We start from the raw sequence: 24,143 nt of genomic DNA, 5'->3' as shown, positions 1-24,143 counted from the left end.
ATGAATCGTTCAGAAAAGTTACCAAAAAAATATAATTCATCAGTACCAAATACAGTTAATTTTTTTTAGTCTCAACCCTTTCGAGAATCTATTTTACAACGAGTTTATTCCATGCGTTTGTTTCTAAAAACAACTTATTTTTAATTATTTGGGTTTTTTATTATTATATTTTAAAGAAAGGATCGATAGAATCTATCATCGTATTTGGAATTCAAAATAGGGAATTGCAATGACACAAAAAGCAATTATAGTCGGATTGCATGACGCAAAAAAAGCACATCTTAGATGGATCAGCAGGGTTGAAGATCTGGTCGGAAACGCTCTGTCCGATTCGCCGCTAATCGAATCATCCGCAACAGAATGCGTACTTGGAAAATGGCTTATAAGTGAATTCAAATCACTCGATCGTAATTCCAAAATTTATACTTCATTTGCAACGGTCGATACACTCCATAAAGAACTGCATGATTTATATTTGGACATTCTTGCATTGAAATCCGGCAAGGGGCAAAATAAAATGATGTTCGGTATCCAAAAAATCGTTTTGTGGTGGCATCCGATCTTATCCGTTTCTTCTCAAATCAAAAAGAAATATCATCTGTTAAAGGACAAATCAGAGGAATTGTTTGCAGCACTTGATGTTCTGGAGGGGGCTATCAGTATGCATGGAGCGCAGATATTCAAATATACTGGGAAAGTGGCTTCTAATGCAATGGGGCCAGGATCGTAAATCAGGAAGATTAATTATAAAAATCCAATTCATCGAAATTGAATATATTGCTTGGTTCGACAGCCATAACGTCATGCGAGAATGATAAATTTTTATGATTGGTGATCCCACTGAGATATTGAACGATATAGTTAAAATTTTCCAAATTGAAATACCCTTTTTTGTTATCCCGATAAATTTCGTCTAATCTCGGATTTTTAACATTGCTGTAAATGACAAAGGGGACGGTATATTCATCTTTAAACGGCGGCAAAAAACCATGCCCGTTGTTTTCAAGATTGATATTTTCTCCATGATCCGATAGATAGATGAGCAGCAATCTTTCATGTTTGAATCGCTCAAAAATTTGACTTAAAATGTAGTCGCTATAGTGGATGCTGTTATCGTACTCTTCCACAATATTCTTTGCATTTTTAAACAAAGCAGTCTCTGTGTTATATCGGTTTACATAATCCGAATGCGATCCCATGATATGTACGAGATACATCTCTTTTCCCGGATTTGTTCGCAGTTTATTCAGATAATCCAAGAGAACCTCATCGGTTTTAGCTTCCAAATAATTCAGATTGGCAAAAAATGACAAATTCGCTTCATATGCCATTGATGAGATCGATGAATCGTTTTTCCCCACCCGCCCCTGATTGGAAATCCAATACGTTTCATAATCATTGGCTTTGAAATTTGTCAGTATAGAGCATGAGTGATAATACCGGTTCTCATAATAGTGCACATTCGCTTCGGTTAAATCGATGGGGAGTGAATATCGCGTCTGATTCGTAGGTGCAATAGCATTAAAGACGTACAGATCACGAGATTGTCGGAGCGAATCCAAAAAGGGAGTTGTCGGAAATTTATAACCATAAAGTGACATATGGTTTTTATTGGCACTTTCACCCATGACGACTATCACTTTGTCGTAAATCTGATGTTTTTTATTGGCTTTGAGTATTTTGAGATGACTTATGTATTCTTCTCTTTTTTGCATAATCTGATCAATTTTCTTTTTATCGTCCATCACACTGCACACTTCACACGGAACGCTGAAAGGTTCGAATTCCCTGACCGGATTAATGTAAAAAGTAACCGACAAAAGTATCGATACAAAGACCCCCAGCCCTATAATTCTAAAAACTTTGTAAGAGTGGGTGAAATGTCGTATAAATTTGAATAAAAGATACAAAACAAAAAAAGTATAGAAAACGAGGATATAGTCCCTGTAGTCTATATAGTGCGTCATATATTCTCTGGTTTCATAAATCGGAGATAAAAAAGCAACTTCGATACGAGGTTTGATATCCGCTAATGCATACCCCCAATGAAGGGCGATATGGCCGATCAGTATGTTGCTGAGATTGATAAAGATGATAAAAATAGACAAGAGTATCTTGCTGAACTTCGGGATCATGATCAACAAAACGAGCGTAATGAGCAAATAAGTAGAATGAACCGAATTTGGAGAAAAGAATAACTGTGGCAACATACTCAGCAAAGCGATCAATGTACCGAAATAAAAATACGATTTATTGGTATAAAACTCTGTTTGAATCTTTTTTTTCACTTCACACTTTCATAACAATGATAAAAACATCTGTTGATTGCATACGTAAATTATAGTGTAGATTTTTTTTCGTGATGTGTAAAACAGGGATTTTTCAGATGGTGGCGGGGGGGGGACTCGAACCCCCGACCTCCGGCTTATGAGACCAGCGCTCTAACCAGCTGAGCTACCCAGCCATCTTTAAGTAGAATTGGATAAGGCCGGAATTATAGTCAACCATTGCTTATTAAAAACTAAAAGATGTACTAAAAGTAAAAAAAAATAAAATCCGAATTTAATATACACACTATAAGCTCACATTAATTGAGTCGTATAGACTAAGACATTGACAATTAACCTAAACTCGTGTACAATCCCGAGCATATAAATCACTTAAAAGGAAATGCTATGAACTTTCAACCGCTTGGAAAACGAGTCTTGGTTCAACGTCTTGAAGAGGCAACCAAAACCGCTTCAGGGATTATTATCCCTGACAATGCAAAAGAGAAACCTTCACAAGGTACTGTCCTTGCTGTGAGCACAGAGGTAGAAAACGTTTCTACGGGAGACACTGTTGTATTCGGTAAATATGCCGGCAGTGAACTCACTCTTGACGGAAAATCGTATTTGGTCATCGAAACAGATGATTTACTCGGAATTATCAAATAACCAAACACTATTAAGAAGGAAATATTAACATGGCAAAAGAGATCCATTTTTCAGACGACGCACGTAACAAACTCGCCGCAGGTGTCCAAAAACTTACCGACGCTGTTAAAGTAACAATGGGGCCGCGCGGGCGCAATGTTCTTATCCAAAAAAGCTACGGCGCACCGACCATCACAAAAGACGGTGTATCGGTTGCTAAAGAGGTCGAACTCAAAGACCCTCTTGAAAACATGGGAGCGCAACTTGTTCGTGAAGTAGCTTCCAATACTGCGGACGAAGCGGGAGACGGTACTACTACTGCAACCATCCTTGCCAACGCGATTTTCAAAGAAGGGCTTCGCAACATTACTGCGGGTGCCAATCCGATCGAAATCAAACGCGGTATGGACAAAGCGACGGAAGCGATTTTGGCAGAGCTAAAAGCGGCGTCACGCGTTATCAATGATAAAAAAGAGATCGCTCAAGTTGCAACCATCTCGGCAAACTCCGATGAGCGCATCGGTGCAATGATCGCAGAAGCGATGGATAAAGTAGGCCGTGACGGTGTTATCACCGTAGAAGAAGCAAAAGGGATCAACGATGAGCTCGACGTTGTAGAAGGTATGCAATTCGACCGCGGTTACCTCAGCCCGTATTTCATCACAAATTCTGAGAAAATGACCGTAGAGTTGGATCATCCGTTTATCCTCCTTTTCGATCAAAAAATCTCAAACCTCAAAGACCTTCTTCCGGTATTGGAACAAGTTCAAAAAAGCTCACGCCCGCTTCTCATCATCGCTGAAGACGTCGAAGGCGAAGCGTTAGCAACATTGGTTGTCAACAAACTACGCGGCGTACTCAACATCACTGCGGTAAAAGCTCCGGGATTCGGTGATCGTCGTAAAGCAATGCTCCAAGACATCGCGGTATTAACTCGTGCACAAGTTATTTCTGAAGAGATCGGACGTACGCTCGACAGCGCAACCGTAGCAGACCTCGGTCAAGCGTCACGCGTTGTTATCAGCAAAGACAACACGACCATCGTAGACGGTGCAGGTGAAAAAGCAATGGTTGAAATGCGTATCAAAGAGATCCGTACTCAAATCGAAGCAACAACCAGCGAATACGATAAAGAAAAACTCCAAGAGCGTCTTGCGAAACTTTCAGGCGGTGTTGCGGTTATCAAAGTCGGAGCGGCGACCGAAACCGAAATGAAAGAGAAAAAAGACCGTGTAGACGATGCTCTCTCAGCAACCAAAGCAGCAGTTGAAGAAGGTATCGTTATCGGAGGCGGTGCGGCATTGATCCGTGCGGCGGCAAAAATTACTCACGATCTTAGCGGAGATCAAAAAATCGGTTGGGAAATCATCCTCCGTGCGATCAAAGCACCGGTCAAACAAATCGCTGAAAATGCGGGATACGATGCGGGTGTTGTCGTCAACACAATCGCGAATGCGACCAACGAAAACATCGGATTCAACGCAGCTACCGGCGAATACGTCGATATGTACGAAGCGGGAATCATCGATCCGCTCAAAGTTGAGCGCGTTGCATTGACCAATGCAACATCGGTATCGAGTATGCTTCTAACAACGGAAGCAACGATCCATGAAATCAAAGAAGACAAACCATCTATGCCGGACATGAGCGGCATGGGCGGCGGTATGCCGGGTATGATGTAAGTTCGCCTCAAGAAACACCAACTGCTTGGTGTTTCGGCGAACAAAACCAAACAAATCCCTTTTATTCTCCTTTCTCTTTATACAAAACCACTTTGTTTTTTCCGCTGTTTTTTGCTTGATACAAGGCACTGTCGGCTTTTGCGACTACTTCTGTTGCATTATCACCCGTACGCATTTGTGCCATACCGATACTGCATGTCACCGTGGAAGGTTCGGAAAAATCATGTGTATTGATCGCTTTTCGGATTTGTTCAGCAACAATAGCGGCTTTTTCTATCGGTGTTTCGGTAACAATAAGCACAAATTCTTCTCCGCCCCATCGACCGAAATAGTCAGATTCCCGAATCATCCCCTGTATTATTTTTGCTGTATTTTTTAATACCGTATCCCCTGCATTATGCCCATGTATATCATTCACATGTTTAAAATTATCCAAATCTATCATGATGATGGAGAGAGGTTTTTCGTAACGCTTGGCTCGATTTAGTTCTTTACTCAAGACTCTTTCAATCGATCGTCGATTATGTGCTTTGGTCAGATGGTCTATATTGCTGAGTTTGGAAAGTGTTCTGTTCTTAATCTCCAACTGACTTTGATACGTATCAATCGCATGGGTATAATGATGGAAGATTTTTCTCAGTAGATAAAACGATAAAAATACAAGTGACAATCCCAAGGCGACCGAGATATTTCGTAAAAAAGTAATCTGCGAATCATACGCGTTCATATTTTTGACAAACACGATTTCCCCGATCTCTTCTCCCGTAACACTTTTCATCTCCGTTACGGTAAAGACCAGATTTTCCATCCCTTTGTATTTAACAAAAAAGTAGTTTTTAGCAAGATCCGACGGAGTAATAATATTGCTGATCGAATTATCCGAAGGTTCCAAAACATAATATTTATCGGAAAAAGATTTATATTTCAATTTTTTATTATTTCCGTGAATGATTTTGAATACCTCTTTATTGACGAAAAGAATATTTTCAAGCCCATAATCTTTATGGAAAATATTGAAAATATAATCGATGTCGATGCCGAATTCAAATGAGCCTAAATGTTTTCCCTGATGATTAAAAACCGGTACGACAACCCGATAATTGATCCCATAGCGCCCCACTTCCAGCCCGGTTTGCTTTTTCTTTTGTGCGTTGACATTATTGACGATGTATCGAAAACTGCTCAAATCATCTCCGAATTTGTCCGGCTGATGAACCCTTAAAAAACTCACACTTTTCGGTGTGTGAAAATGCATAATTTTAAGATAGGGATTTTGAGCGACGAGCTGTTTATAAATCGGTTCCGTCAAGGCTAACAGTTTCTTCCGATCGCGTTTCTCAAAAGCATTTGTAATGTCATCATTCAATAAAAGACTGTTTGCGACCGATTCATAATGTTCGGTCACCAATTTAAAAGTATTCGTATAAATTTTACCGCCAATATCTTTCTCATTTTCTACAATCGTTTCCAAAACCAGTATGTGCTGTAGATGCCCCATATACAAAAAAATCAAAGTTATCAAACTGATCAGTGCCAATAATAGGGATATGATACGTTTCGATGAATGGACAATTTTCACTCTACACTTCCACTTTCAATTTGAGAGAATTATTAAAAAAACAAAACTATCATAATGCAACTATTGTATCATATCGTGGAAAGAATGGTCTATATAATGTATTTTTTAAGCGAATAAAATCATATTTTCTGTAACACTCTCTCTTTAACTCTTATTCGCTACACTTCTCTAATCATCCTAAAATTGGAATTCCCTATGCATGTAACACTTAGCGACTTCTTCGGCATCCTCGGTGTAATCGTTATCATCATCGCTTATACACTGTTGCAATTTGAGAAAATGGATGCAAAAGATTTAGGTTTCTCCGTTTTAAATACACTTGGAGCCTTTCTCATTATCATTTCACTGTTGTATAACTGGAATCTTTCCTCATTTCTGATGGAATCTACATGGATAGTGATTAGCATATACGGAATAATAAAATACTATAAAGGGAAGAAAAAGGGAGAGGATGCCGTCTAAAGACGGCAGGGAAAAATTACTCTTCTGTATTCGCCTGTCTGTTTTCCCAAATCGAATGTAAAAAGGCAATTGAGATCAATCCGATACCGATCGTACCTGTCACCGCTTCGTCAATATGAGTAGTGATTTTCATCAGCATAATAATGGCCAAAATCCCGATCGCGTAATGGGCGCCGTGTTCGAGATAGCGGAATTGTGAAAGGGTTTTATGCTCGACAAAATAGAGGGTAATGCTCCGAACGAACATCGCTCCGACTCCTAGCCCGATCATAATGATAAAAATATTGCTGCTAAGGGCAAACGCCCCGATCACACCGTCGAAACTGAAACTCGCATCCAATACTTCCAAATAGATAAACCCGGCGATCCCGCTTTTGACCGTATCGGAAGAGAGGAAGTGATCGAGCATATTGAGGAGCGAGTGGAGCAAAACCCCGTACATAAAGGCCAATACGACTCCGAAGTCTTGCGTAAGATGACCTAACCCGATTCCAACCATAATTGCGGTAATCAGCTCGATGTTCGCTACTCCGGAAAACTGCTCCATCATCTTGGAACCCTCTACAAAGGTGACCCATTTGACATCATGTTCCTGGAAAAAGAAATCCAAAAATACCATGAGCAAAAATGCGCCCCCGAAGGCAAAAATGGTCGTTTCGGTTGTTTTAAGGATTGCTTCATACCGGTGAGGCTCATCCATGGCTACCTGAAGGGTCTCAAAAAGCCCCATTCCCGTCACAATCGAGACAATTGCCAACGGAAATAAAAGTCTCATCCCGAACACCGCTATCGGCATACCGAAAAGGATAAACCGCTCCTGCCATACCGGTTCCATCGTCTCCAATATTTTGGCATTTACTACGGCATTGTCAAACGAAAGCGAGATTTCCAGTACAACCAATAACGCGGCGATATAAACGCCCTCGAACCCCCCCAGAAAATACCCCGCTATCAATCCGATAGCAAGAATAATAAAAGAAGTATAAAAGTAGCGCATTAATGCCCTTCAAAAAAAGATAAGAAATTATAGCTTAACTGTGGGCATTATGCCATTGTACTAGGCTGAGACGGTATCCTGATTTTACGGGTAGGACTTCATGAGAAAAATAGGGGTTGCTGAAAAACACTACCATATCCCCTGCTTCCGGGCGCAAAGTGATCGTATTTCCTCCCTCGTCACACAGGTAGTTAAAAAGAAGTTCGCCTCCGCTGAAATGATCGGTATCCGTAGGATTGGGGGTGTAGGAGGTGGTAAATAATACCGTCGTGAGTTTTCGCTCAGGGGCAACGGTATGAAATCCGACAGTATGTCCATCGCGATTTTGCAGTTCGCTCGCATCGTCACTGTGCTTGACATAAAACGATCCGCTCTCATACCCCAATACTTGGACATCGGTCGAAGTACTGAGGGAAAGGGCAAAAAAATCTTCAATCTCTTTTCTTACCGCTTCAAAACGGCAGTCATACACAGCTCGATGTTCCAATGAAAGTGTATGAATATCGGTTTTACGAATAGCAGTATCGAGTGAACGTCCCCGTAATTCTGCCTGAACCGCTTCTTTATCCTCTAATGCCGCTGCGGTAATGGCACGACATTCGGCAGGACTCAAAACCCCCTCGATAACCATATACGGGAAATCATGATAAGGATTCGGAAGTCGCTTGGTAGGGATATCCATTGCAAGCAATTCATCCCGCGCGTAAACGTAGTTGCTGATTTGATGCACGACTATTTCTGCTTGTCAGTGACGATATAAAGCTGCTCGTGTCCGAGTCGTTTTAAGACATCCATGACTCCGACAAAATTTTGAAATGCCGCTTCTTTATCACTGTAAAGGACCACCGTCATATTCTTTCCGCCTTCGCTCACACGCTTCTCAAATTCTGCCAGACTTACCTGCGTTTTTTCATCGACCCACAAAGTCCCGTCTTTTTTGATCGTCAGTTTCATTTCACTCGGTTTATGCTCCGCTGCCGTCCCTTTGGCTTCGGGAAGATCGACCGGGATAAGTCCTGTTCGGATAAACGTAGCGGTAGTCAAAACCATCACCAAAAGGACCAGCATAATATCGATGAACGGGATAACATTTATCGTATCGATACGCTTCATTCTCATAGAATTACCCTCGTTTTTGGTGAGCGTTGATATCCCACTGAGCTAAAAGACGTTCCATTTTACGGAGCAAAATATTGTAAAACACGATAGCAGGGATTGCAACGACAAGACCCATTGCAGTCGCTTTGAGCGCAAGAGCAAGCCCCGTCATGATTTTCTTCGGATCAACCGCACCGACATCACCGAGGGTATAAAAGGTGATCATAATCCCCAAAACAGTTCCAAGCAGTCCGACATAAGGTGCGTTCGATCCGATGGTAGCAATCGTACTGACATTGTTCCCTAAATCCAGTTCCAATTCCTCTTTCGTCTCATAATCTCCGACACGAACGGCTCCGTATGCCATCATCCGCTCAATAAAAAGCCACAACGAGACGATACTCATGAGTACCAATATGCCGATAATCCCATAATCCACAGCCGAATGTGCAAACTCCAGCCAACTACTGTTTTCCATTTTTTTCCTTTTTTTTGAATTCAAGTTTGACGCATGTCCCTTCTCCAACTTTGGAAGAAACATGCAGATTAATATGATGACGATCACAATACCGTTTCACAAGACTCAGCCCGATTCCATATCCCGGTATTGTAGTATCATTTTGGAAATAACGATCATAGATTCGCATCAAAGTAATCTCATCCATACCGATTCCCTGATCACAAATGCTCAGAACGCAATTGTACAGCGTAATAGTAATATGCGGATTGTGAGGAGAGTATTTAACGCCGTTTTCGACTAAATTATCGATCACTTTCCCAAATCCGATTCGGTCCAGACTGACGTCGCATGATTCCAAAACAACTTCCCACTCCACGGCAGGATAAAGAGCACGCAAAAATCCCAAACGCTCCTCTATCACATCACGGAGTTCAAAAGATTCGATCTGTTCACGTTCCGTCTGTTTTTTGATCAAATAATCGAGTTCGTTATATCGTTCTTTCAACATCTCTGCCGCTGTCTCGATACGCTCAAGCCGTTTTAAAGACTTTTCGTCATCATGCGTTTTACGGAGCATTTGGACATTGGCTGTGATCGTATTGATCGGAAGATTCAACTCATGCAATGTCTCTTTCGAAAATCGTTCCAAATGCTCAAAATGCTCCCTCAACGGTGTGATCGCGATTTTAGCCAAAACACCCCCTGCAACAAGAGTTATAATCAAAGAAACAAATACGATAATTCCCCAATGCTGAACACCCAATATCTGATGAACGTAATAGATTCCGGTGATCAAAATAGCGGTTGTCGTCACATATAGCGAAGCCAATGCAATGGTGAAACTACGAAACAAGACGATATCCTACCCCGCGTATATTAACAATCGACTCACTGCCGATCTCTTGTTTGAGACGGTTCACATAAACCCGTATCGCTCCGTCACTGATCATCTCAGAAGGGCTCCAGAGGGTATCCATAATCATCTCTTTCGTCACAATTTCTCCGGCATTGCGTATAAAAAGGGACATCAACTGGTATTCTTTTAGCGAGAAAGGGATCTCTTTTCCCCCTAACAAAATACACTTGTGCAATTCATCCAAACACAACTCTCCGATACACAAACGGTTTTTTCCTTTGCTTCGGCGTAATAAAGCGTGTATACGAACCAAGAGTTCATCGGTATTGAACGGTTTTTTGAGATAATCGTCCGCACCGATTTCAAATGCCTGTGAAAGTGTTTCAATCTCTTGATGAGACGTCAGATAGATCGTAGGTGTGGTGTCATTTGCACGGCGCAGCTCTTTTAAAAGCGACAAACCGTCTATCAGCGGAACATTAATATCCAAAAGATAAAGATCAAAATGGTTTTTGTACGTTTCATCCAACGCTTCTTGCCCGTTACGGCAATAAACCATTTCGAATCCCTCCTCTTCAAGGAGGTCCATAATCGATTCACCGAACAGCAAATCGTCTTCGAGAAGCAAAATTTTAGTCGACACGCTCAATCGCCCATCGGAGTGTTTCGCCCGCTTTCATCGGTACAACACTGCCATAAATTTCCGGAACGACAAAATCATGTTTAATTAACACAACCTCTTTAAATTCGGCGCAAATCCCGTAAATTTGTTGTGCGTTGTCACTGACGAAGGCTTGGAGATTATCCAGTTTATCGTGTGCATCAAACACTTCGCACAGCAGCTGCAATGCGATTGGAGCGGTAAATACCCCTGCCCCGCATCCGCACGACTCCTTTGTGTGTTTCGGGTGCGGTGCGGAATCGGATCCGAACATCACTTTCGGATGGGCATCAAGTGCAATTTTGAGAAGTGCGGCCCGATCTTCCGGACGTTTTGCAATCGGTTTGCAAAACAGATGCGGTCGAAGCAGCCCCCCCGCGACATCATCGAGGGTAATCATCAAATGGTGTACCGTAATGGTCGCATAAAGGTTTGCGTAGCGATCCAACATGGCCACCGCTTCCGCCGTCGTGATGTGTTCCATTACAATTTTCAATTTTGGAAAATTGGATGCCAGCATCTCATAAACAGACATAAATTCCGCTTCACGATCCATGACAAAACCGTTTGTCTCTCCATGTACTGACAGAACGATCCCTAAATCGGCCATCGCTTCAAGTGTTGGGCGCATCGATTCAATATCAAAACTTGAAACCCCCCCTTCCGAGTTGGTCGTTACACCGCTGGGATAAAGTTTGATCGCGGTGATCTCTTCCGCCACGTCTTCCAAAAAAGCTCGGCTGTAATTTTGATAAAACAGGGTCATATACGGTTCAAAATCATCCCGTCCAATCGCATGTTTGATCCGTTTTTTATACTCTTTGACCATCTCCTTAGACGTTACGGGAGGGACAAGATTCGGCATGACAAGTGCGCCGCTAAAACTATACGAGGTGAGTGGAGCAACCGTTTCGAGCATCTCATTGTCACGTAAGTGCAGATGCATATCCAACGGCATGGTTAACGTTATTGTTTTCATTTTTATACCTTTAACTGATGTTGAGCTTCTTGAATCAAAGCGTTGAGCGCTTCCTCATAACGAACCGCTTCCGCCGGCTCTGTCGATTCAAATCGGGTAACGAGAATAGGGGTTGTATTACTGGCACGTACCAAACCCCACCCTTTTTCAAAAATGACCCTTAGTCCGTCCACTTCGATGATATCACGAATAGCGGGAAATTCTGCCGGAGGTGTTTGCAAAAGTTCTTTCAGTTTGGCGACAAGCGGAAATTTCTCCTGCTCCGTCGTTTTTACTTTGATCTCTTCAGTTGAAAATACCTGTGGAAGTTTCGCGATCTCCGCATCCAAATCAATACCTTCTTGGATCAGTTCAAGCATTCGCAAGGTCGCATAAATCGCATCGTCATAGCCGAAATAACGATCGGCAAAAAAGACGTGACCACTCACTTCACACGCCAAATCGGCATGCAGTTCTTTCATTTTGACTTTCAAATTCGAGTGCCCGGTTTTGTACATGACGGCAGTCGCTCCGCGCTCACGCAGGGTGTCATACATCACTTGCGAGCATTTCACTTCACCGATTACGGTAGGATTTTTCATCTTCAAAGCGAACAAGATGGCCATCATGTCCCCTTTAATGTTATTCTTAGGGGTCAATACCGCAATTCGATCCGCATCTCCGTCATAGGCAAAAGCAATATCACCCTCTTCGGCCAAAAGTTTTTTAACGTCTTCGAGGTTGTGCTCTTCGCTCGGATCGGGGTGATGGTTCGGGAAAGTTCCGTCGGGATCAACATAAATCCCTTGGGTTTTCAGCTCAAGCGCATTAAAAATATCCTCAATTACAAGACCTGCTACGCCGTTACCGCAGTCATACACAATCCGTTCTTTCATTCCGCGCAAATGTCCGAACGATTCGACCATAAACGTCTTATAGCGGCTCAGGGCATCGATCTCTACCACTTGACGTTCTGTTTTCGGAGGAAACGGCGATGTTTCGATCATACGCCCGAGAGCATAAATCGATTCGCCGAAAAAAGGGGCTTTATTGATCGTGATTTTAAATCCGTTGTATTCACTCGGGTTGTGCGAACCGGTGATCATCACCGAAGCACACGGTGTAATACCCTCAAAACTTTGATAATTGCAAAAATAATTGACCGGTGTAGGTACCATTCCCATCCCTAAAACTTTCATCCCTCCGGCATTGAGACCGTTGATTAAATATTCAAAAAGAATCGGAGAATGGGAGCGCGCATCGTATCCAACGGCGACGTATTCACCGTACTCTGTCATCTGAGCCGCCAAAGCATACCCTAAGCGGGTAATCGTCTCTTCATTGAGCTCTTTTTCATAAATTCCTCGGATATCATATTCACGATAAATAGACATAAAAACCTTTCGTTTAAACAATAACCGATTATACAATGTGAACAGTAAAAGAGTGTATTATGGGGCAAAAAGCCCCGTAGAAGAATAATAAAGAAGTGTTACAAAAGTGTTAAGTAAGGTATTAAATAGCCCGTTTAAATTCGGGATAGGCTTCAAGCCCGCATTCACTGACATCGAGCCCTTGCAGCTGATCTTCATCCGATGCGCGAAATGCCACCACTTTATTGATTGCATAAATCACTACAAATGATACGGTAAATACAAATACAGCAATTTCGGCAACCCCTTTGAGCTGATTTAAAAACGTTATCCCCTTTTCAGCATTTGAAGCGAAAATCCCGACTGCCAACGTGCCCCAAATACCGTTTACCAAATGGACCGACAATGCCCCGACCGGATCATCAATTCGGAAACGGTCAAAAATCGGAATCGCAAGAACGACCAACACTCCGCCGATCAAACCGACGGCCAAAGAATCATATAATGTATACAAATGAGGACCTGCGGTAATCGCTACCAATCCGCCCAACGCCCCATTGAGAATCATCGTGATATCAAAGAGTTTATAGCGTGCATAAATGATAATACCTGCCGAAATCGCACCCGCCAATCCCGCGACATTGGTATTAAAAATCGTCAATGCAACGCTGTCTGCCGCCTCTTTGGTAGCGATTGAGCCGACTGAACCGCCATTAAATCCGAACCATCCGATCCAAAGAAGCATTGCGCCCAAAACAACCAACGGGATATTAGACGCGGGAATAACACGGATTTGATCTCCAACATAGCGCCCTTTACGCGGTCCGATGATTAAAATAGCGGCAAGCAGCGCCCATCCTCCGGTCGAATGAATAACGGTTGAACCGGCCAAATCAACAAAATTTAGATCAAAAATCGTATCTTTGATCCAGTCGCTTCCCCAGCTAATATTCACCGCTGTCGGATAGATCAGTGCACCCATAATAATCGTAAACAAGGTCAACGGCAACAGCTTGGCTCGTTCTCCGACTCCACCGCTCATAATATTGATCGCCTTACCGACAAAGGCCATCTGGAACATAAAAAAAGCCCACTTGCTCATGCTAGTCGTCTCTGTTCCGCCAAATGCCAAATGAAATCCGATCAAAATAAATGCCATCGACGCAACCGCGTAGATCATTACATTGACGGTTAAAACACTGGAAACGTTTTTTGTGCGGACCAAACCTGCCTCGAGCATTGCGAAACCAGGAACCATTAAGATAATCAAAGTGATTGAAAAAAGGGCAAAGAGAGTGTCGATAACGTACGCAGTATCCATGCAGCACCTTTAATTTGAGATAAAGGTGTGCATTATATATCCAATCAAGACAATTGGAGAAGAAAATATGATTAAAATTTAATCAGATGATTAAATGGCTTCAATATCTGTTTCACCCGTACGGATACGGACGATTTTGCTGATCTCGCTAACGAAGATTTTGCCGTCACCGATTTTACCGGTGCGGGCAGATTCAACAACCGTGTTAACCACTTGGTCTACCATTGCATCATCCACTACCATTTCCATTTTGATCTTCGGAAGAAAGTCAACAACATACTCGGCACCGCGATAAAGTTCGCTGTGCCCTTTTTGTCGTCCGTACCCTTTTACTTCACTTACCGTCATTCCGGTAATTCCGATCTCCGCAAGAGCATCTTTTACGTCTTCTAGTTTAAAAGGTTTGATAACCGCTTCAATTTTTTTCATTGTTCATTCCTTCTTAAAGATTAAATCCACGTTCACCGTGTACAGACTCATCCAAACCTTGGCTCTCTTGTTCTTCGTTAACACGTGAACCGCCGGTTAATGCCATTGCAACATAGTACACGATGATCGTACCGATTAAAGTAAACAATCCGACCAATAGAGCTGATTCACCTTGAACCATGATTTGTCCCATACGGTCACCAGACGCTTTAAGCGGCCCGTCCCATAGCAATCCTTTATCATCAAGAGCAAAGATACCGGTTGCGATAGCACCCCATAAACCTGCAAGGAAGTGAACCCCGAATGCATCCAAAGAATCATCATAACCCAATTTTTTCTTCAATGCTGTTACACCAAAGAATGCTACTACTGCACCTACGATACCTACGATCAATGCACCGCTAACACTTACAAACCCTGCAGCAGGAGTAATCGCGACAAGACCGGCAATTGCACCTGACGCAGCACCGAGCAATGTCGGTTTTTTGAATACCATATACTCAACAACAATCCATGTAACCGTTGCAACGGCAGCAGCAATCGTTGTTGTAAGGAATGCAACACCTGCAATCGCATTTGCACCGAAAGCTGAACCGGCATTAAACCCGTACCAGCCAAACCAAAGCATACCTGCACCCACTGCAGTCAGAATAACACTTACAGGTTTCATAGCCACTTTTGGATATCCTGCACGTTTACCGATCAATACAGCCAATACAAGACCAGCCAAACCGCCGTTCATATGAACAACCGTACCACCTGCAAAGTCAAGCGCACCTTCGTTAAAGAGGTAACCGCCACCCCATACCATATGTGCAATCGGTGCATAAACCACGATTGTCCAGATAAACGCAAATACCATCCATGTAGAGAACTTCATACGTTCAATAACAGAACCGGCAACAATCGCAACTGTAATTGCAGCAAACGTCCCTTGGAACGCAACAAAAACGAATTTAGGATAAAGTTGCCCAAGCTCTACGCTTGCAAAATCTGTCCAGCTGATACCGCTAAGCATTACATTGCCAAATCCACCGATCACTTGGTTCATTGAACCCTCAGCCGTACCGAATGCGATCGAGAATCCTGCGATTACCCATGCAATCATTGCAATCGTAAATGCACCAAAAACCATTGCATATGTATTTAGAACGTTTTTCGCTCTAGTCATACCGCTGTAAAACAACGCCAAACCGATTGGTGTCATCAACATAACTAATGCAGTTGAGATCATCATCCATGCTGTATCACCTGAATTCAGTACAGGTTCTGCAGCCGCTGCAACAGCAGTTGCATTAGCGTCATCGGCAAATGCCGATACGCCCAATAGCGATAAAGCTAAAAGCCACTTTTTCATTTTTTCTCCTTAATTTGGACTTTTTCAACGGTCCGTATTTAACTAAATGTCGAATACCATTGTACAAAGTAATCTAAAGAGGAGAGTACAGATTGCTGATTAAAAATTAATCAATTTAAAAGATGAAATTAAAAACAGCTTGTTTTTTGAATATAAGGAAAAAATATATGTTGTGGAAAAAAAGAATGAGATGATTTTTACCTATACTCACATTCAAATGTGAGTTATAGTATTAGTAGGTGCTGATTAAATTGCGTCGCTATCCGTTTCACCCGTACGGATACGGATGATTTTATTGATATCGCTGATAAAGATTTTACCGTCACCGATTTTGCCGGTGCGTGCCGCTTCAACGACGGCATTGACGACTTGATCTACCATTGCATCATCCACTACCATTTCCATTTTGATCTTCGGAAGAAAGTCAACGACATACTCGGCACCGCGATACAACTCGCTGTGCCCTTTTTGTCGACCGTATCCTTTTACTTCACTTACCGTCATTCCGGTAATTCCGATCTCTGCCAATGCGTCTTTTACTTCTTCGAGTTTAAAAGGTTTGATAACCGCTTCAATTTTTTTCATTATAGTATTTGCTCCATCGAATAGTCTATGATAATTGTAACCTTATTTAACTAATTTAGCAAATCAAAGCGCTTTTTAGATTTTAAGGCTCATTCGGTTATAATCAGCCATATTATCTTCACTTTTGGGGACCGCATGAACGATCTGCTAGACAACAGCGAAATAAATGACATTAATATAGAAGACACACTCAAGAGCAGTTATCTTGATTACTCGATGAGCGTTATCATCGGGCGTGCCCTTCCAGACGTCCGGGACGGTTTGAAACCGGTACATAGACGTATTCTTTATGCCATGGACAAACTTAGCCTTTCAGCAGGTGCTAAGTACAAAAAATCAGCCCGTATCGTCGGGGACGTAATCGGTCAGTATCACCCTCACGGTGATACTTCTGTTTATGATGCGTTGGTTCGTATGGCACAACCATTCTCAATGCGTGCACCGCTGGTAGACGGACAGGGAAACTTCGGTTCGGTTGACGGCGATAACGCTGCAGCGATGCGTTATACCGAAGCACGTATGACCCGCTATGCCGGAGAACTCCTCAAAGATTTAGAAAAAGATACCGTCGACATGGTCGATAACTATGACGGTACCACCCAAGAACCGGAAGTTCTCCCTACCCGTGTTCCAAATCTCCTTATTAATGGTTCGAGCGGTATTGCCGTCGGTATGGCGACCAATATCCCTCCCCATAATCCAAATGAAGTCCTCAGTGCGCTGGTTCATCTTATGGATAACCCAAATGCTTCTCTTATTGAAATCATGCAGTTTATCAAAGCTCCCGATTTTCCTACAGGGGGAACCATTTACGGCAAAAAAGGGATTTTGGACGCATATGAAACAGGACGCGGGCGAATCCGTGTACGTGCTAAAACCCATATTGAGAAAAAATCGAACAAAGACGTTATTGTCATCGATGAACTTCCGTATCAAGTTAATAAAGCCCGTTTGATCGAAACGATCGCCGATTTGGTCAAGGATAAATTTATCGAAGGGATCAGTGAGATCCGCGATGAATCCGACCGTGAAGGGATCCGAGTCGTCATCGAGCTCAAACGTGACGCGATGAGTGAAATCGTCCTCAACAATCTTTATAAATCGACCAACATGGAGACAACCTTCGGGATCATCATGCTCTCGGTCTTCAACCAAGAACCGCGTGTCTTCACCCTTTTGGAGATGTTGGGACACTTTATCAACCACCGTAAAACAGTTATTATCCGTCGCACAATTTTCGATCTTGAAAAAGCAAAAGCACGTGCCCATATCTTGGAAGGTTTGAAAAAAGCGCTTGATCATATTGAAGCGATTATCAAACTTATTCGTGCAAGTGCCGACGGCGAAACCGCTAAAAACGGCCTTATCTCTGAATTCGGATTTTCACCGATCCAAGCCCAAGCTATTTTGGATATGCGTCTCCAACGTCTTACTGGATTGGAACGCGATAAAATCGAAAATGAGCTCAAAGAGATTTTGGCTCATATCGAATACCTAGAGAGCATCCTTCGAAGCGAAGAAGTCCTCAAAGGAATTATTAAAGAGGAGTTTGTTGAGCTCGTCGAGCAATACAATATTCCGCGCGTCACCGATATCGAAGATAACTATGATGATATTAATATCGAAGATTTGATCCCGAATGAGCCTATGGTTGTCACCATCAGCCACCGCGGATACATCAAACGCGTTCCTCTTGCAGCGTATGAAAAACAGATCCGAGGCGGAAAAGGAAAAGTTGCCGTTACGACGTACGATGATGACTTTATTGAGAAATTCTATACGTGCAACACCCATGATACCTTGATGTTCGTAACAGACCGCGGACAGCTTCACTGGCTCAAAGTGTATAAAATCCCTGAAGGTTCACGTACGGCAAAAGGGAAAGCGGTTGTTAACCTTATCAACCTTGAAGCGGATGAAAAAATCCGTTCTATCATCCCGACAACCGATTTTGATGAGAGTAAATCTCTCGTATTCTTTACCCAAAACGGTATCGTCAAACGTACGGCACTGAACGAATTCTCAAATATCCGAAGCAACGGTGTCCGCGCAATCGTACTCGATGAGGATGATGCATTGATCACGGCCCACATTGCGACCGAAGAGACTAAATATCTCTTTATCGTCACTAAATATGCACAATGTATTAAATTTGAAATTGAAAAAACCCGTGATCAGGGACGTAGTACCCGTGGTGTTCGCGGTATCAAATTCAAAATCGAAGGCGACGTCGTCGTTGATGCCAATATCATTAAAAGCGATGAAGAAGAGATCCTGATGGTCAGCGAAAAAGGGATCGGAAAACGAACGACTGCGGAAGAGTATCGTCTTACTAACCGTGCCGGATCCGGTGTTATCGCTATGAAACTCAACCAAAAAACCGGAACTACGGTTGTCGGTTGTGTGATGGTTGACGAAAGCATGGATCTCATGGCTCTGACCAAAGCAGGCAAAATGATCCGAGTCGATATGCAAACCATTGCGAAATCAGGACGCAATACAAGCGGTGTTTATATCGTCAAGGGAGATGATGTCGCAAGTATCTCACGTTGTCCGAAAAAAGATGAAGAAGAAGAAGAAGAGTCCGAAGCATCAGAGGGAACTTTAGAGTTGGAATAGTATTTGCTATTCATTAGCAACTATTCCAAACCCCTCAAGGAACCAGAATGAGACTATCTGCTGCTCTCGCCCTTTTGCTCAGTGTAACTGCACTGCAAGCGGGTATTTTTTCGAGTGATGAATCCTCCGAACAAAAAGTCAAATGTGTCTACAGCGGCACAGACGGCAACTGCGTCGAGCCTGTATTAAGAGCTGAGAACGAACTGGTCATCACCGTCACCGGTCAAGGGGTAGCCCCTTCCGTAACAGCTTCTCCTGCCCAAGCGTATGCACTCGCCAAACGCGCAGCAATGGTAGACGGATACCGTCTTATCGCAGAACGGGTCAAAGGGGTACAAGTTGAAGGCCAAGACACCATAAAAAATATGATGTTGCAACAATCCAGCACTAAAACCTCGGTTGAAGCGATCGTTCGCGGAGCCAATATTCTCAATACCACATTTAAAGAGGGTCTGTGCGAAGTCGAAATGGAAATCGCTCTTTCGTATTCACGAGTCTTGCATTAATCTCGACCCTCTCCTATGGAGCCGAAAACTACTATATAGGGTATCGGCTCACCACTAAAAACGCTCAGCCCATTGAAGAGACTTTTTCCCTATCCAAAGCAATGCAGCCCTGCCCTCAAAATCACGGACAGGTATTATCTCTCCAACGCCGTGACAATGAGTCCCTTGAGGCGGTCCTAAACCATGATCGGACACTCTTTTTAGAATATGCCGCCTCACAGGATTTTCGTCTCAAAAGTGATGAAACACTCACCTCAACCCAACTCAAAAGTATTCAAACGCTTACCCTCCCTACACAATGCTATGCAGTCGAGTTTAATGGAGACTTGGTTACAATCACCCTACTCAAATAAGGGAAGCAAATGAAAATAGCCATTGTCGAAGATGATATCAATATGCGTAAATCACTGGAGATCGCAATGGGCGATTATGAGAAATACGATGTTCATACCTTTAAAAGTCCTCGAGATGCCCTTAAAAAATTAGACGATTCTTTCGATCTAATTATCAGCGATATCAATATGCCCGGAATGGATGGGATTGAGTTCGTTAAAACACTCGGAGGCAAATACGAAGTAATAATCATTACAGGCAATGCAACCCTTACCCGTGCCATCGAATCTATCCAACTGGGCGTTAAAGATTTTCTCCTCAAACCCTTCGAAATTGAAACCCTGATCACGGCGATCGAACGCAGTGCGACCGTGACGAAAAAAACGCCTAAAGACTCTTCTCTTCCTATGACATCCAATCCTAGCTTTTTAGGAAGCTCTCCCGCTTTGGACAAACTGCTTAGTCGGATCGCCAAAGCCGCAACTACCGATGCCAGCATTATGCTGCTCGGAGAAAGCGGTGTCGGAAAAGAGCTCTTTGCCCGTCATATCCATGAAAGTTCATCCCGTGCTTCCAAACCATTCATCGCGATCAACATGGCGGCAATTCCCGACAATCTGATTGAGAGCGAATTGTTCGGTTTTGAAAAAGGCTCTTTCACCGATGCATGCGAAAGCAAAGCTGGACAATTTGAGCTGGCCGAGGGAGGGACACTTTTCCTCGACGAAATAGCTGAAATGCCCTACCCTCTCCAAGCCAAACTGCTTCGTGTCTTGCAAGAACGTGAAATCCGTCGTTTGGGAGCATCGAAAAATACTAAAATCGATGTACGGATTATTTGTGCAACCAATGCCGATCTGCATACTAAAATCACAGAGGGGAAATTCCGCGAAGATTTATATTACCGCCTAAATACAATCCCGCTGCATATTCCTCCGCTGCGCGAACGGCGTGAAGAGATACTCTCCATTGCCGAATCGGTACTTATCCAAAACTGTACCCAATACGGATTTGAAGTTAAATCATTTACAGCGGGTGCCCGTAATGCTCTCGAACAATACAACTGGCCCGGAAATATCCGCGAACTTATCTCGGTTGTCGAACGTTCCGCTATTTTGAGCGACGGCAACATAATCGATACCGAAGACCTTTTTTTAGAAGCACGTGGTTTGGGAAGAATCTAATATCCGTATTAAACCCTAAAGAAATTTATCTTTTTGGCTACGTTTGCTGCTTAAGTACAAAACTTGCCTCTCGTAAGAGGCGCAATAATTTCAATCCCTTCCAAGTCTTCATTCGATATAATCGCGTAAAAATATTTATGGGTGACTACTATATCATCCCCAAGGAAAGCTTCCTATGAAACGTTATAACGTTGCTATCGTCGGTGCCAGCGGTGCTGTCGGAGAAGAAATTTTACGCATTTTCGAAGAGATCGACTTCCCTCTTGCCAAACTCGTACCATTGGCCAGTGCACGCAGTGCAGGAAATACCGTTTCATTCAACAATCAAGAACTCGTTATTAAAGAGTTGACACCAACCGTATTCGACGAAGAAGAGATTGACATTGCTCTGTTCAGTGCCGGAGGAAGTGTATCGGCAGAATTTGCCCCTTATGCGGCAGCGGCAGGTGCAGTCGTCATCGATAATACCAGCCATTTTCGCATGTATGAGGATGTCCCCCTCGTTGTTCCTGAAGTCAATCCTGAAGACATCGCTCAGTGGAAAAATCGCGGAATTATTGCCAATCCGAACTGTTCAACCATCCAAATGGTACAAGCGCTTAAACCTCTTGATGACGCATACGATTTGCAACGTATCGATGTAAGCACCTACCAAGCAACTTCCGGTGCCGGCAAATCGGCAATGGAAGAATTGGTTGAGCAGATGCAAGCCTTTTTTGCCTTTAAACTCGATGATGTTGAACCGAAAAAATTCCCTCATCGCATCGCTCTCAACGCTATTCCGCAAATCGATTCATTCACCGATAACGGCTATACCAAAGAAGAACTCAAAATGGTGAATGAGACTCAAAAAATCATGCACAAAGAGATCGAAGTAAGCGCAACCTGTGTCCGTATCCCGACATTACGCGGTCATGCTGAAACTCTGACCCTTACCTTTGACGGTGCCGTTGATGCGAACGAAGCACGGGAACTTTTGCGCAAAGCGCCGAACATCATTATTTTGGATACACCTGAAGAGAGTATTTATCCTATGCCGTCATTGTGCATGGATCAAAACGAAACTTTTGTCGGACGTATCCGTAACGATATCTATCGGAATAATGTGCTTCATATGTGGGTTGTAGCGGATAATCTACGTGTCGGTGCAGCTACCAATGCCGTCCGAATTGCCCAAAAATGGGTAGAAATGCAAGGAGAATAATCATGAATTTGATCGAAAAGATATTTGAACACGGACTTTGGAACTCACGCTTCATCATCGTCTTAGCAGTAATTTTCGGTCTTGTCGGAGCAGTTTTACTCTTTGCGATTGCGAGTATTGATATTTTTCAAACTGCCGCATACGTTATCAATGTTTATGCAACCCATGCACATCCGGAACACTTTCACGAAGAGATTGTCGGCGGTATTATCGGTGCGGTCGATCTCTACCTCATCGGTGTCGTTATGATCATCTTCTCTTTCGGTCTGTATGAACTCTTTATCTCAGATATTGATCCGGCAAAAGACGAAGATGGAAAAGAAAACCAGCTTCTGGCAGTTCATTCTCTGGATCAACTGAAAGACAAAATTTCAAAAGTCATCGTCATGGTCCTTGTGGTCGGTTTCTTCCAAAAAGTTGGGCATACCGTATTTACCGGAGCACTAGAGCTTTTTTATCTCGCCCTCTCGATCACGGCAGTTGCCGTCGGTCTTTATTTCTTGAGCAAAGTAGGTCATCATGAGTAAAATTTTTGTCGATGCGTGTTTCGGAAAAGAGACACCCTATACCCCTGTTTGGATGATGCGCCAAGCAGGACGCTATCTTCCTGAATACATGGAAGTTCGCAAACGTGCGGGAAACTTTTTAAACCTTTGCCATGCACCTGATATGGCAGCTGAAGTGACCATCCAACCTGTAGATATCGTCGGTGTCGATGCGGCTATCCTTTTCAGCGATATTTTGGTCGTTCCGAACGAGATGGGGATGAAACTCGATTTCATCAAAGGAGAAGGTCCCGTTTTTGAAAAGCCCGTTGCGACGGAAGAAGATTTAGATGCACTTATCGGTGGGAATGAAGCGGCATCTAAACTTACCTATGTGTATGACACCATCAAGATTTTAAGAGCGCAGCTCGACGCACGTGATGATAACAAAGCCCTTATCGGTTTTACCGGTGCACCGTGGACGTTGGCAACCTACATGATCGAAGGGCAAGGGACGAAAACCTATAACATTTGTAAAAAAATGATGTATTCAAACCCGCAGCTGCTTCATAAAATCCTCCGTAAAGTGACCGAAGTGGTCAAACTGTACATGGAAAAACAGATCCAAGCAGGTATCGATGTCGTTCAAATCTTCGACAGCTGGGCCGCTGCAATCGAGCCGAGCAAATACGATGAGTTTTCATGGAGCTACATGGTGGAGATCGCCGAGTATCTCAAAGAAAAATATCCTCATGTTCCGGTCATTATGTTTCCGAAAGGGATCACAGCCTTTTTGGATAAAGTCTATGGGAACTTTGATGTTTTCGGCGTCGACTGGAGCACCCCTATGGCGTTAGCCAAAGAAAAACTCGGAGACCGCTATGTCCTCCAAGGAAATATGGAACCGTGCCGTCTGTATTCGAAAGAGGAAACAACGGCGTGCGTTGAAGCACTTCAAGAGATTATGGGCGGCAAACGCCATATTTTCAATCTCGGACATGGGATTCTCCCCGATGTACCTGTTGAAAATGCAAAGCATTTCGTCTCTGAATGCCAACGTGTGAGTAAAAAAGCCTGAT

25 protein-coding genes and 1 tRNA gene are annotated in these 24,143 nt (G+C 43.1%); 11 read left to right on the top strand and 15 right to left on the bottom strand.

Annotation, left to right across the window (positions count from 1 at the left end):
- The first annotated feature begins 229 nt into the window (after positions 1-229).
- A complete protein-coding gene (locus tag PHE37_RS04530) occupies positions 230-730 on the top strand; it encodes a CZB domain-containing protein (protein WP_299993713.1) in 501 nt (166 codons plus the stop codon).
- Positions 731-740: 10 nt separating this feature from the next.
- Here PHE37_RS04530 and PHE37_RS04525 read toward each other — a convergent pair whose 3' ends face one another.
- Together PHE37_RS04525 and PHE37_RS04520 are read right to left on the bottom strand one after the other, a co-directional pair.
- Positions 741-2,288, bottom strand: a complete 1,548-nt coding sequence (locus PHE37_RS04525) for a phosphoethanolamine transferase (protein WP_299993714.1) — start codon at positions 2,286-2,288, stop codon at positions 741-743.
- A 99-nt stretch (positions 2,289-2,387) separates the two neighbouring features.
- Positions 2,388-2,464: transfer RNA gene (locus tag PHE37_RS04520), tRNA-Met, on the bottom strand.
- 211 nt (positions 2,465-2,675) lie between these two features.
- Between PHE37_RS04520 and groES the strand changes: the two genes are divergently transcribed.
- Positions 2,676-2,936, top strand: a complete 261-nt coding sequence (gene groES, locus PHE37_RS04515) for a co-chaperone GroES (RefSeq protein ID WP_299993715.1) — start codon at positions 2,676-2,678, stop codon at positions 2,934-2,936.
- A gap of 29 nt (positions 2,937-2,965) precedes the next feature.
- Complete coding sequence (groL, locus tag PHE37_RS04510) at positions 2,966-4,597, top strand: chaperonin GroEL (RefSeq protein WP_299993716.1); 1,632 nt, start codon at positions 2,966-2,968, stop codon at positions 4,595-4,597.
- Positions 4,598-4,658: 61 nt separating this feature from the next.
- Here the strand turns inward: groL and PHE37_RS04505 are convergent, their stop codons facing one another.
- Positions 4,659-6,176, bottom strand: a complete 1,518-nt coding sequence (locus PHE37_RS04505; protein WP_299993717.1) for a diguanylate cyclase — start codon at positions 6,174-6,176, stop codon at positions 4,659-4,661.
- Between the two features lie 195 nt (positions 6,177-6,371).
- On the opposite strand from PHE37_RS04505, the gene PHE37_RS04500 reads away from it, so the two are divergent.
- Positions 6,372-6,638 carry a hypothetical protein gene (locus tag PHE37_RS04500; protein ID WP_299993718.1) on the top strand — a complete coding sequence of 89 codons (267 nt, stop codon included), beginning with the start codon at positions 6,372-6,374 and terminating at the stop codon, positions 6,636-6,638.
- A gap of 16 nt (positions 6,639-6,654) precedes the next feature.
- Here the strand turns inward: PHE37_RS04500 and PHE37_RS04495 are convergent, their stop codons facing one another.
- The 12 genes from PHE37_RS04495 to PHE37_RS04440 all read right to left on the bottom strand — a co-directional run bounded on the left by PHE37_RS04495 (position 6,655) and on the right by PHE37_RS04440 (position 16,733).
- Positions 6,655-7,635 (bottom strand): DUF475 domain-containing protein, encoded by a 981-nt coding sequence (locus PHE37_RS04495; protein WP_299993720.1) that lies wholly within the window; start codon positions 7,633-7,635, stop codon positions 6,655-6,657.
- 34 nt (positions 7,636-7,669) lie between these two features.
- Positions 7,670-8,365 (bottom strand): 2OG-Fe(II) oxygenase, encoded by a 696-nt coding sequence (locus PHE37_RS04490; protein ID WP_299993721.1) that lies wholly within the window; start codon positions 8,363-8,365, stop codon positions 7,670-7,672.
- Positions 8,366-8,367: 2 nt separating this feature from the next.
- Positions 8,368-8,754 carry a biopolymer transporter ExbD gene (locus tag PHE37_RS04485; RefSeq protein ID WP_300008242.1) on the bottom strand — a complete coding sequence of 129 codons (387 nt, stop codon included), beginning with the start codon at positions 8,752-8,754 and terminating at the stop codon, positions 8,368-8,370.
- A 4-nt stretch (positions 8,755-8,758) separates the two neighbouring features.
- Entirely contained in the window at positions 8,759-9,211 is a 453-nt protein-coding gene (exbB, locus tag PHE37_RS04480) for a TonB-system energizer ExbB (protein WP_299995892.1), read from the bottom strand.
- Positions 9,198-10,046, bottom strand: a complete 849-nt coding sequence (locus tag PHE37_RS04475; protein ID WP_299995889.1) for a HAMP domain-containing sensor histidine kinase — start codon at positions 10,044-10,046, stop codon at positions 9,198-9,200. The genes exbB and PHE37_RS04475 overlap by 14 nt, the downstream gene beginning before the upstream one ends.
- On the bottom strand, positions 10,036-10,692 hold the full coding sequence (locus PHE37_RS04470; protein WP_299995888.1) for a response regulator transcription factor: 657 nt from the start codon (positions 10,690-10,692) through the stop codon (positions 10,036-10,038). Before PHE37_RS04470 ends, PHE37_RS04475 begins: the two co-directional genes overlap by 11 nt.
- Positions 10,682-11,689: a dihydroorotase gene (gene pyrC, locus PHE37_RS04465; RefSeq protein WP_299995887.1), complete on the bottom strand. Its 1,008-nt coding sequence runs from the start codon at positions 11,687-11,689 to the stop codon at positions 10,682-10,684. The genes PHE37_RS04470 and pyrC overlap by 11 nt, the downstream gene beginning before the upstream one ends.
- A gap of 2 nt (positions 11,690-11,691) precedes the next feature.
- Complete coding sequence (locus PHE37_RS04460) at positions 11,692-13,062, bottom strand: phosphomannomutase/phosphoglucomutase (RefSeq protein WP_299995885.1); 1,371 nt, start codon at positions 13,060-13,062, stop codon at positions 11,692-11,694.
- A gap of 121 nt (positions 13,063-13,183) precedes the next feature.
- Complete coding sequence (locus PHE37_RS04455; RefSeq protein WP_299995883.1) at positions 13,184-14,362, bottom strand: ammonium transporter; 1,179 nt, start codon at positions 14,360-14,362, stop codon at positions 13,184-13,186.
- 90 nt (positions 14,363-14,452) lie between these two features.
- On the bottom strand, positions 14,453-14,791 hold the full coding sequence (locus PHE37_RS04450; protein ID WP_299924788.1) for a P-II family nitrogen regulator: 339 nt from the start codon (positions 14,789-14,791) through the stop codon (positions 14,453-14,455).
- A 13-nt stretch (positions 14,792-14,804) separates the two neighbouring features.
- Positions 14,805-16,148 (bottom strand): ammonium transporter, encoded by a 1,344-nt coding sequence (locus tag PHE37_RS04445; RefSeq protein ID WP_299995881.1) that lies wholly within the window; start codon positions 16,146-16,148, stop codon positions 14,805-14,807.
- A gap of 246 nt (positions 16,149-16,394) precedes the next feature.
- Complete coding sequence (locus tag PHE37_RS04440; RefSeq protein WP_299924792.1) at positions 16,395-16,733, bottom strand: P-II family nitrogen regulator; 339 nt, start codon at positions 16,731-16,733, stop codon at positions 16,395-16,397.
- 135 nt (positions 16,734-16,868) lie between these two features.
- Between PHE37_RS04440 and gyrA the strand changes: the two genes are divergently transcribed.
- The 7 genes from gyrA (at position 16,869) to hemE (ending at position 24,142) form a co-directional block, all read left to right on the top strand.
- Entirely contained in the window at positions 16,869-19,352 is a 2,484-nt protein-coding gene (gene gyrA, locus PHE37_RS04435; protein WP_299995877.1) for a DNA gyrase subunit A, read from the top strand.
- 47 nt (positions 19,353-19,399) lie between these two features.
- The gene (locus tag PHE37_RS04430; RefSeq protein WP_299995875.1) at positions 19,400-19,858 is read left to right on the top strand and encodes an LPP20 family lipoprotein; all 459 of its coding nucleotides are present in this window, start codon (positions 19,400-19,402) and stop codon (positions 19,856-19,858) included.
- Positions 19,807-20,211 (top strand): hypothetical protein, encoded by a 405-nt coding sequence (locus PHE37_RS04425; RefSeq protein ID WP_299995873.1) that lies wholly within the window; start codon positions 19,807-19,809, stop codon positions 20,209-20,211. The genes PHE37_RS04430 and PHE37_RS04425 overlap by 52 nt, the downstream gene beginning before the upstream one ends.
- Positions 20,212-20,220: 9 nt before the next feature.
- Complete coding sequence (locus tag PHE37_RS04420) at positions 20,221-21,375, top strand: sigma-54 dependent transcriptional regulator (RefSeq protein ID WP_299995870.1); 1,155 nt, start codon at positions 20,221-20,223, stop codon at positions 21,373-21,375.
- A 175-nt stretch (positions 21,376-21,550) separates the two neighbouring features.
- Positions 21,551-22,579, top strand: a complete 1,029-nt coding sequence (locus PHE37_RS04415) for an aspartate-semialdehyde dehydrogenase (protein ID WP_299995869.1) — start codon at positions 21,551-21,553, stop codon at positions 22,577-22,579.
- Positions 22,580-22,581: 2 nt separating this feature from the next.
- Positions 22,582-23,106, top strand: a complete 525-nt coding sequence (locus PHE37_RS04410; RefSeq protein WP_299995867.1) for a YqhA family protein — start codon at positions 22,582-22,584, stop codon at positions 23,104-23,106.
- The gene (gene hemE, locus PHE37_RS04405) at positions 23,099-24,142 is read left to right on the top strand and encodes a uroporphyrinogen decarboxylase (protein WP_300008239.1); all 1,044 of its coding nucleotides are present in this window, start codon (positions 23,099-23,101) and stop codon (positions 24,140-24,142) included. Before PHE37_RS04410 ends, hemE begins: the two co-directional genes overlap by 8 nt.
- Position 24,143 lies beyond the last annotated feature (1 nt).

Origin of the sequence: Sulfuricurvum sp., from assembly GCF_028681615.1 — a bacterium.
Taxonomy (GTDB): domain Bacteria; phylum Campylobacterota; class Campylobacteria; order Campylobacterales; family Sulfurimonadaceae; genus Sulfuricurvum.
The sequence above is the reverse complement of the archived record's forward strand: the minus strand, read 5'-3'. Positions and strand labels throughout refer to the sequence as shown.

What these genes read in the sequence shown, in the direction of transcription:
- PHE37_RS04530 (WP_299993713.1), top strand. Translation starts at nt 230, where the DNA reads ATGACACAAAAAGCAATTATAGTCGGATTGCATGACGCAAAAAAAGCA.
- groES (WP_299993715.1), top strand. Translation starts at nt 2,676, where the DNA reads ATGAACTTTCAACCGCTTGGAAAACGAGTCTTGGTTCAACGTCTTGAA.
- groL (WP_299993716.1), top strand. Translation starts at nt 2,966, where the DNA reads ATGGCAAAAGAGATCCATTTTTCAGACGACGCACGTAACAAACTCGCC.
- PHE37_RS04500 (WP_299993718.1), top strand. Translation starts at nt 6,372, where the DNA reads ATGCATGTAACACTTAGCGACTTCTTCGGCATCCTCGGTGTAATCGTT.
- PHE37_RS04495 (WP_299993720.1), bottom strand. Translation starts at nt 7,635, where the DNA reads ATGCGCTACTTTTATACTTCTTTTATTATTCTTGCTATCGGATTGATA.
- PHE37_RS04485 (WP_300008242.1), bottom strand. Translation starts at nt 8,754, where the DNA reads ATGAGAATGAAGCGTATCGATACGATAAATGTTATCCCGTTCATCGAT.
- exbB (WP_299995892.1), bottom strand. Translation starts at nt 9,211, where the DNA reads ATGGAAAACAGTAGTTGGCTGGAGTTTGCACATTCGGCTGTGGATTAT.
- pyrC (WP_299995887.1), bottom strand. Translation starts at nt 11,689, where the DNA reads ATGAAAACAATAACGTTAACCATGCCGTTGGATATGCATCTGCACTTA.
- PHE37_RS04460 (WP_299995885.1), bottom strand. Translation starts at nt 13,062, where the DNA reads ATGTCTATTTATCGTGAATATGATATCCGAGGAATTTATGAAAAAGAG.
- PHE37_RS04455 (WP_299995883.1), bottom strand. Translation starts at nt 14,362, where the DNA reads ATGGATACTGCGTACGTTATCGACACTCTCTTTGCCCTTTTTTCAATC.
- PHE37_RS04450 (WP_299924788.1), bottom strand. Translation starts at nt 14,791, where the DNA reads ATGAAAAAAATTGAAGCGGTTATCAAACCTTTTAAACTAGAAGACGTA.
- PHE37_RS04445 (WP_299995881.1), bottom strand. Translation starts at nt 16,148, where the DNA reads ATGAAAAAGTGGCTTTTAGCTTTATCGCTATTGGGCGTATCGGCATTT.
- PHE37_RS04440 (WP_299924792.1), bottom strand. Translation starts at nt 16,733, where the DNA reads ATGAAAAAAATTGAAGCGGTTATCAAACCTTTTAAACTCGAAGAAGTA.
- gyrA (WP_299995877.1), top strand. Translation starts at nt 16,869, where the DNA reads ATGAACGATCTGCTAGACAACAGCGAAATAAATGACATTAATATAGAA.
- PHE37_RS04430 (WP_299995875.1), top strand. Translation starts at nt 19,400, where the DNA reads ATGAGACTATCTGCTGCTCTCGCCCTTTTGCTCAGTGTAACTGCACTG.
- PHE37_RS04420 (WP_299995870.1), top strand. Translation starts at nt 20,221, where the DNA reads ATGAAAATAGCCATTGTCGAAGATGATATCAATATGCGTAAATCACTG.
- PHE37_RS04415 (WP_299995869.1), top strand. Translation starts at nt 21,551, where the DNA reads ATGAAACGTTATAACGTTGCTATCGTCGGTGCCAGCGGTGCTGTCGGA.
- PHE37_RS04410 (WP_299995867.1), top strand. Translation starts at nt 22,582, where the DNA reads ATGAATTTGATCGAAAAGATATTTGAACACGGACTTTGGAACTCACGC.
- hemE (WP_300008239.1), top strand. Translation starts at nt 23,099, where the DNA reads ATGAGTAAAATTTTTGTCGATGCGTGTTTCGGAAAAGAGACACCCTAT.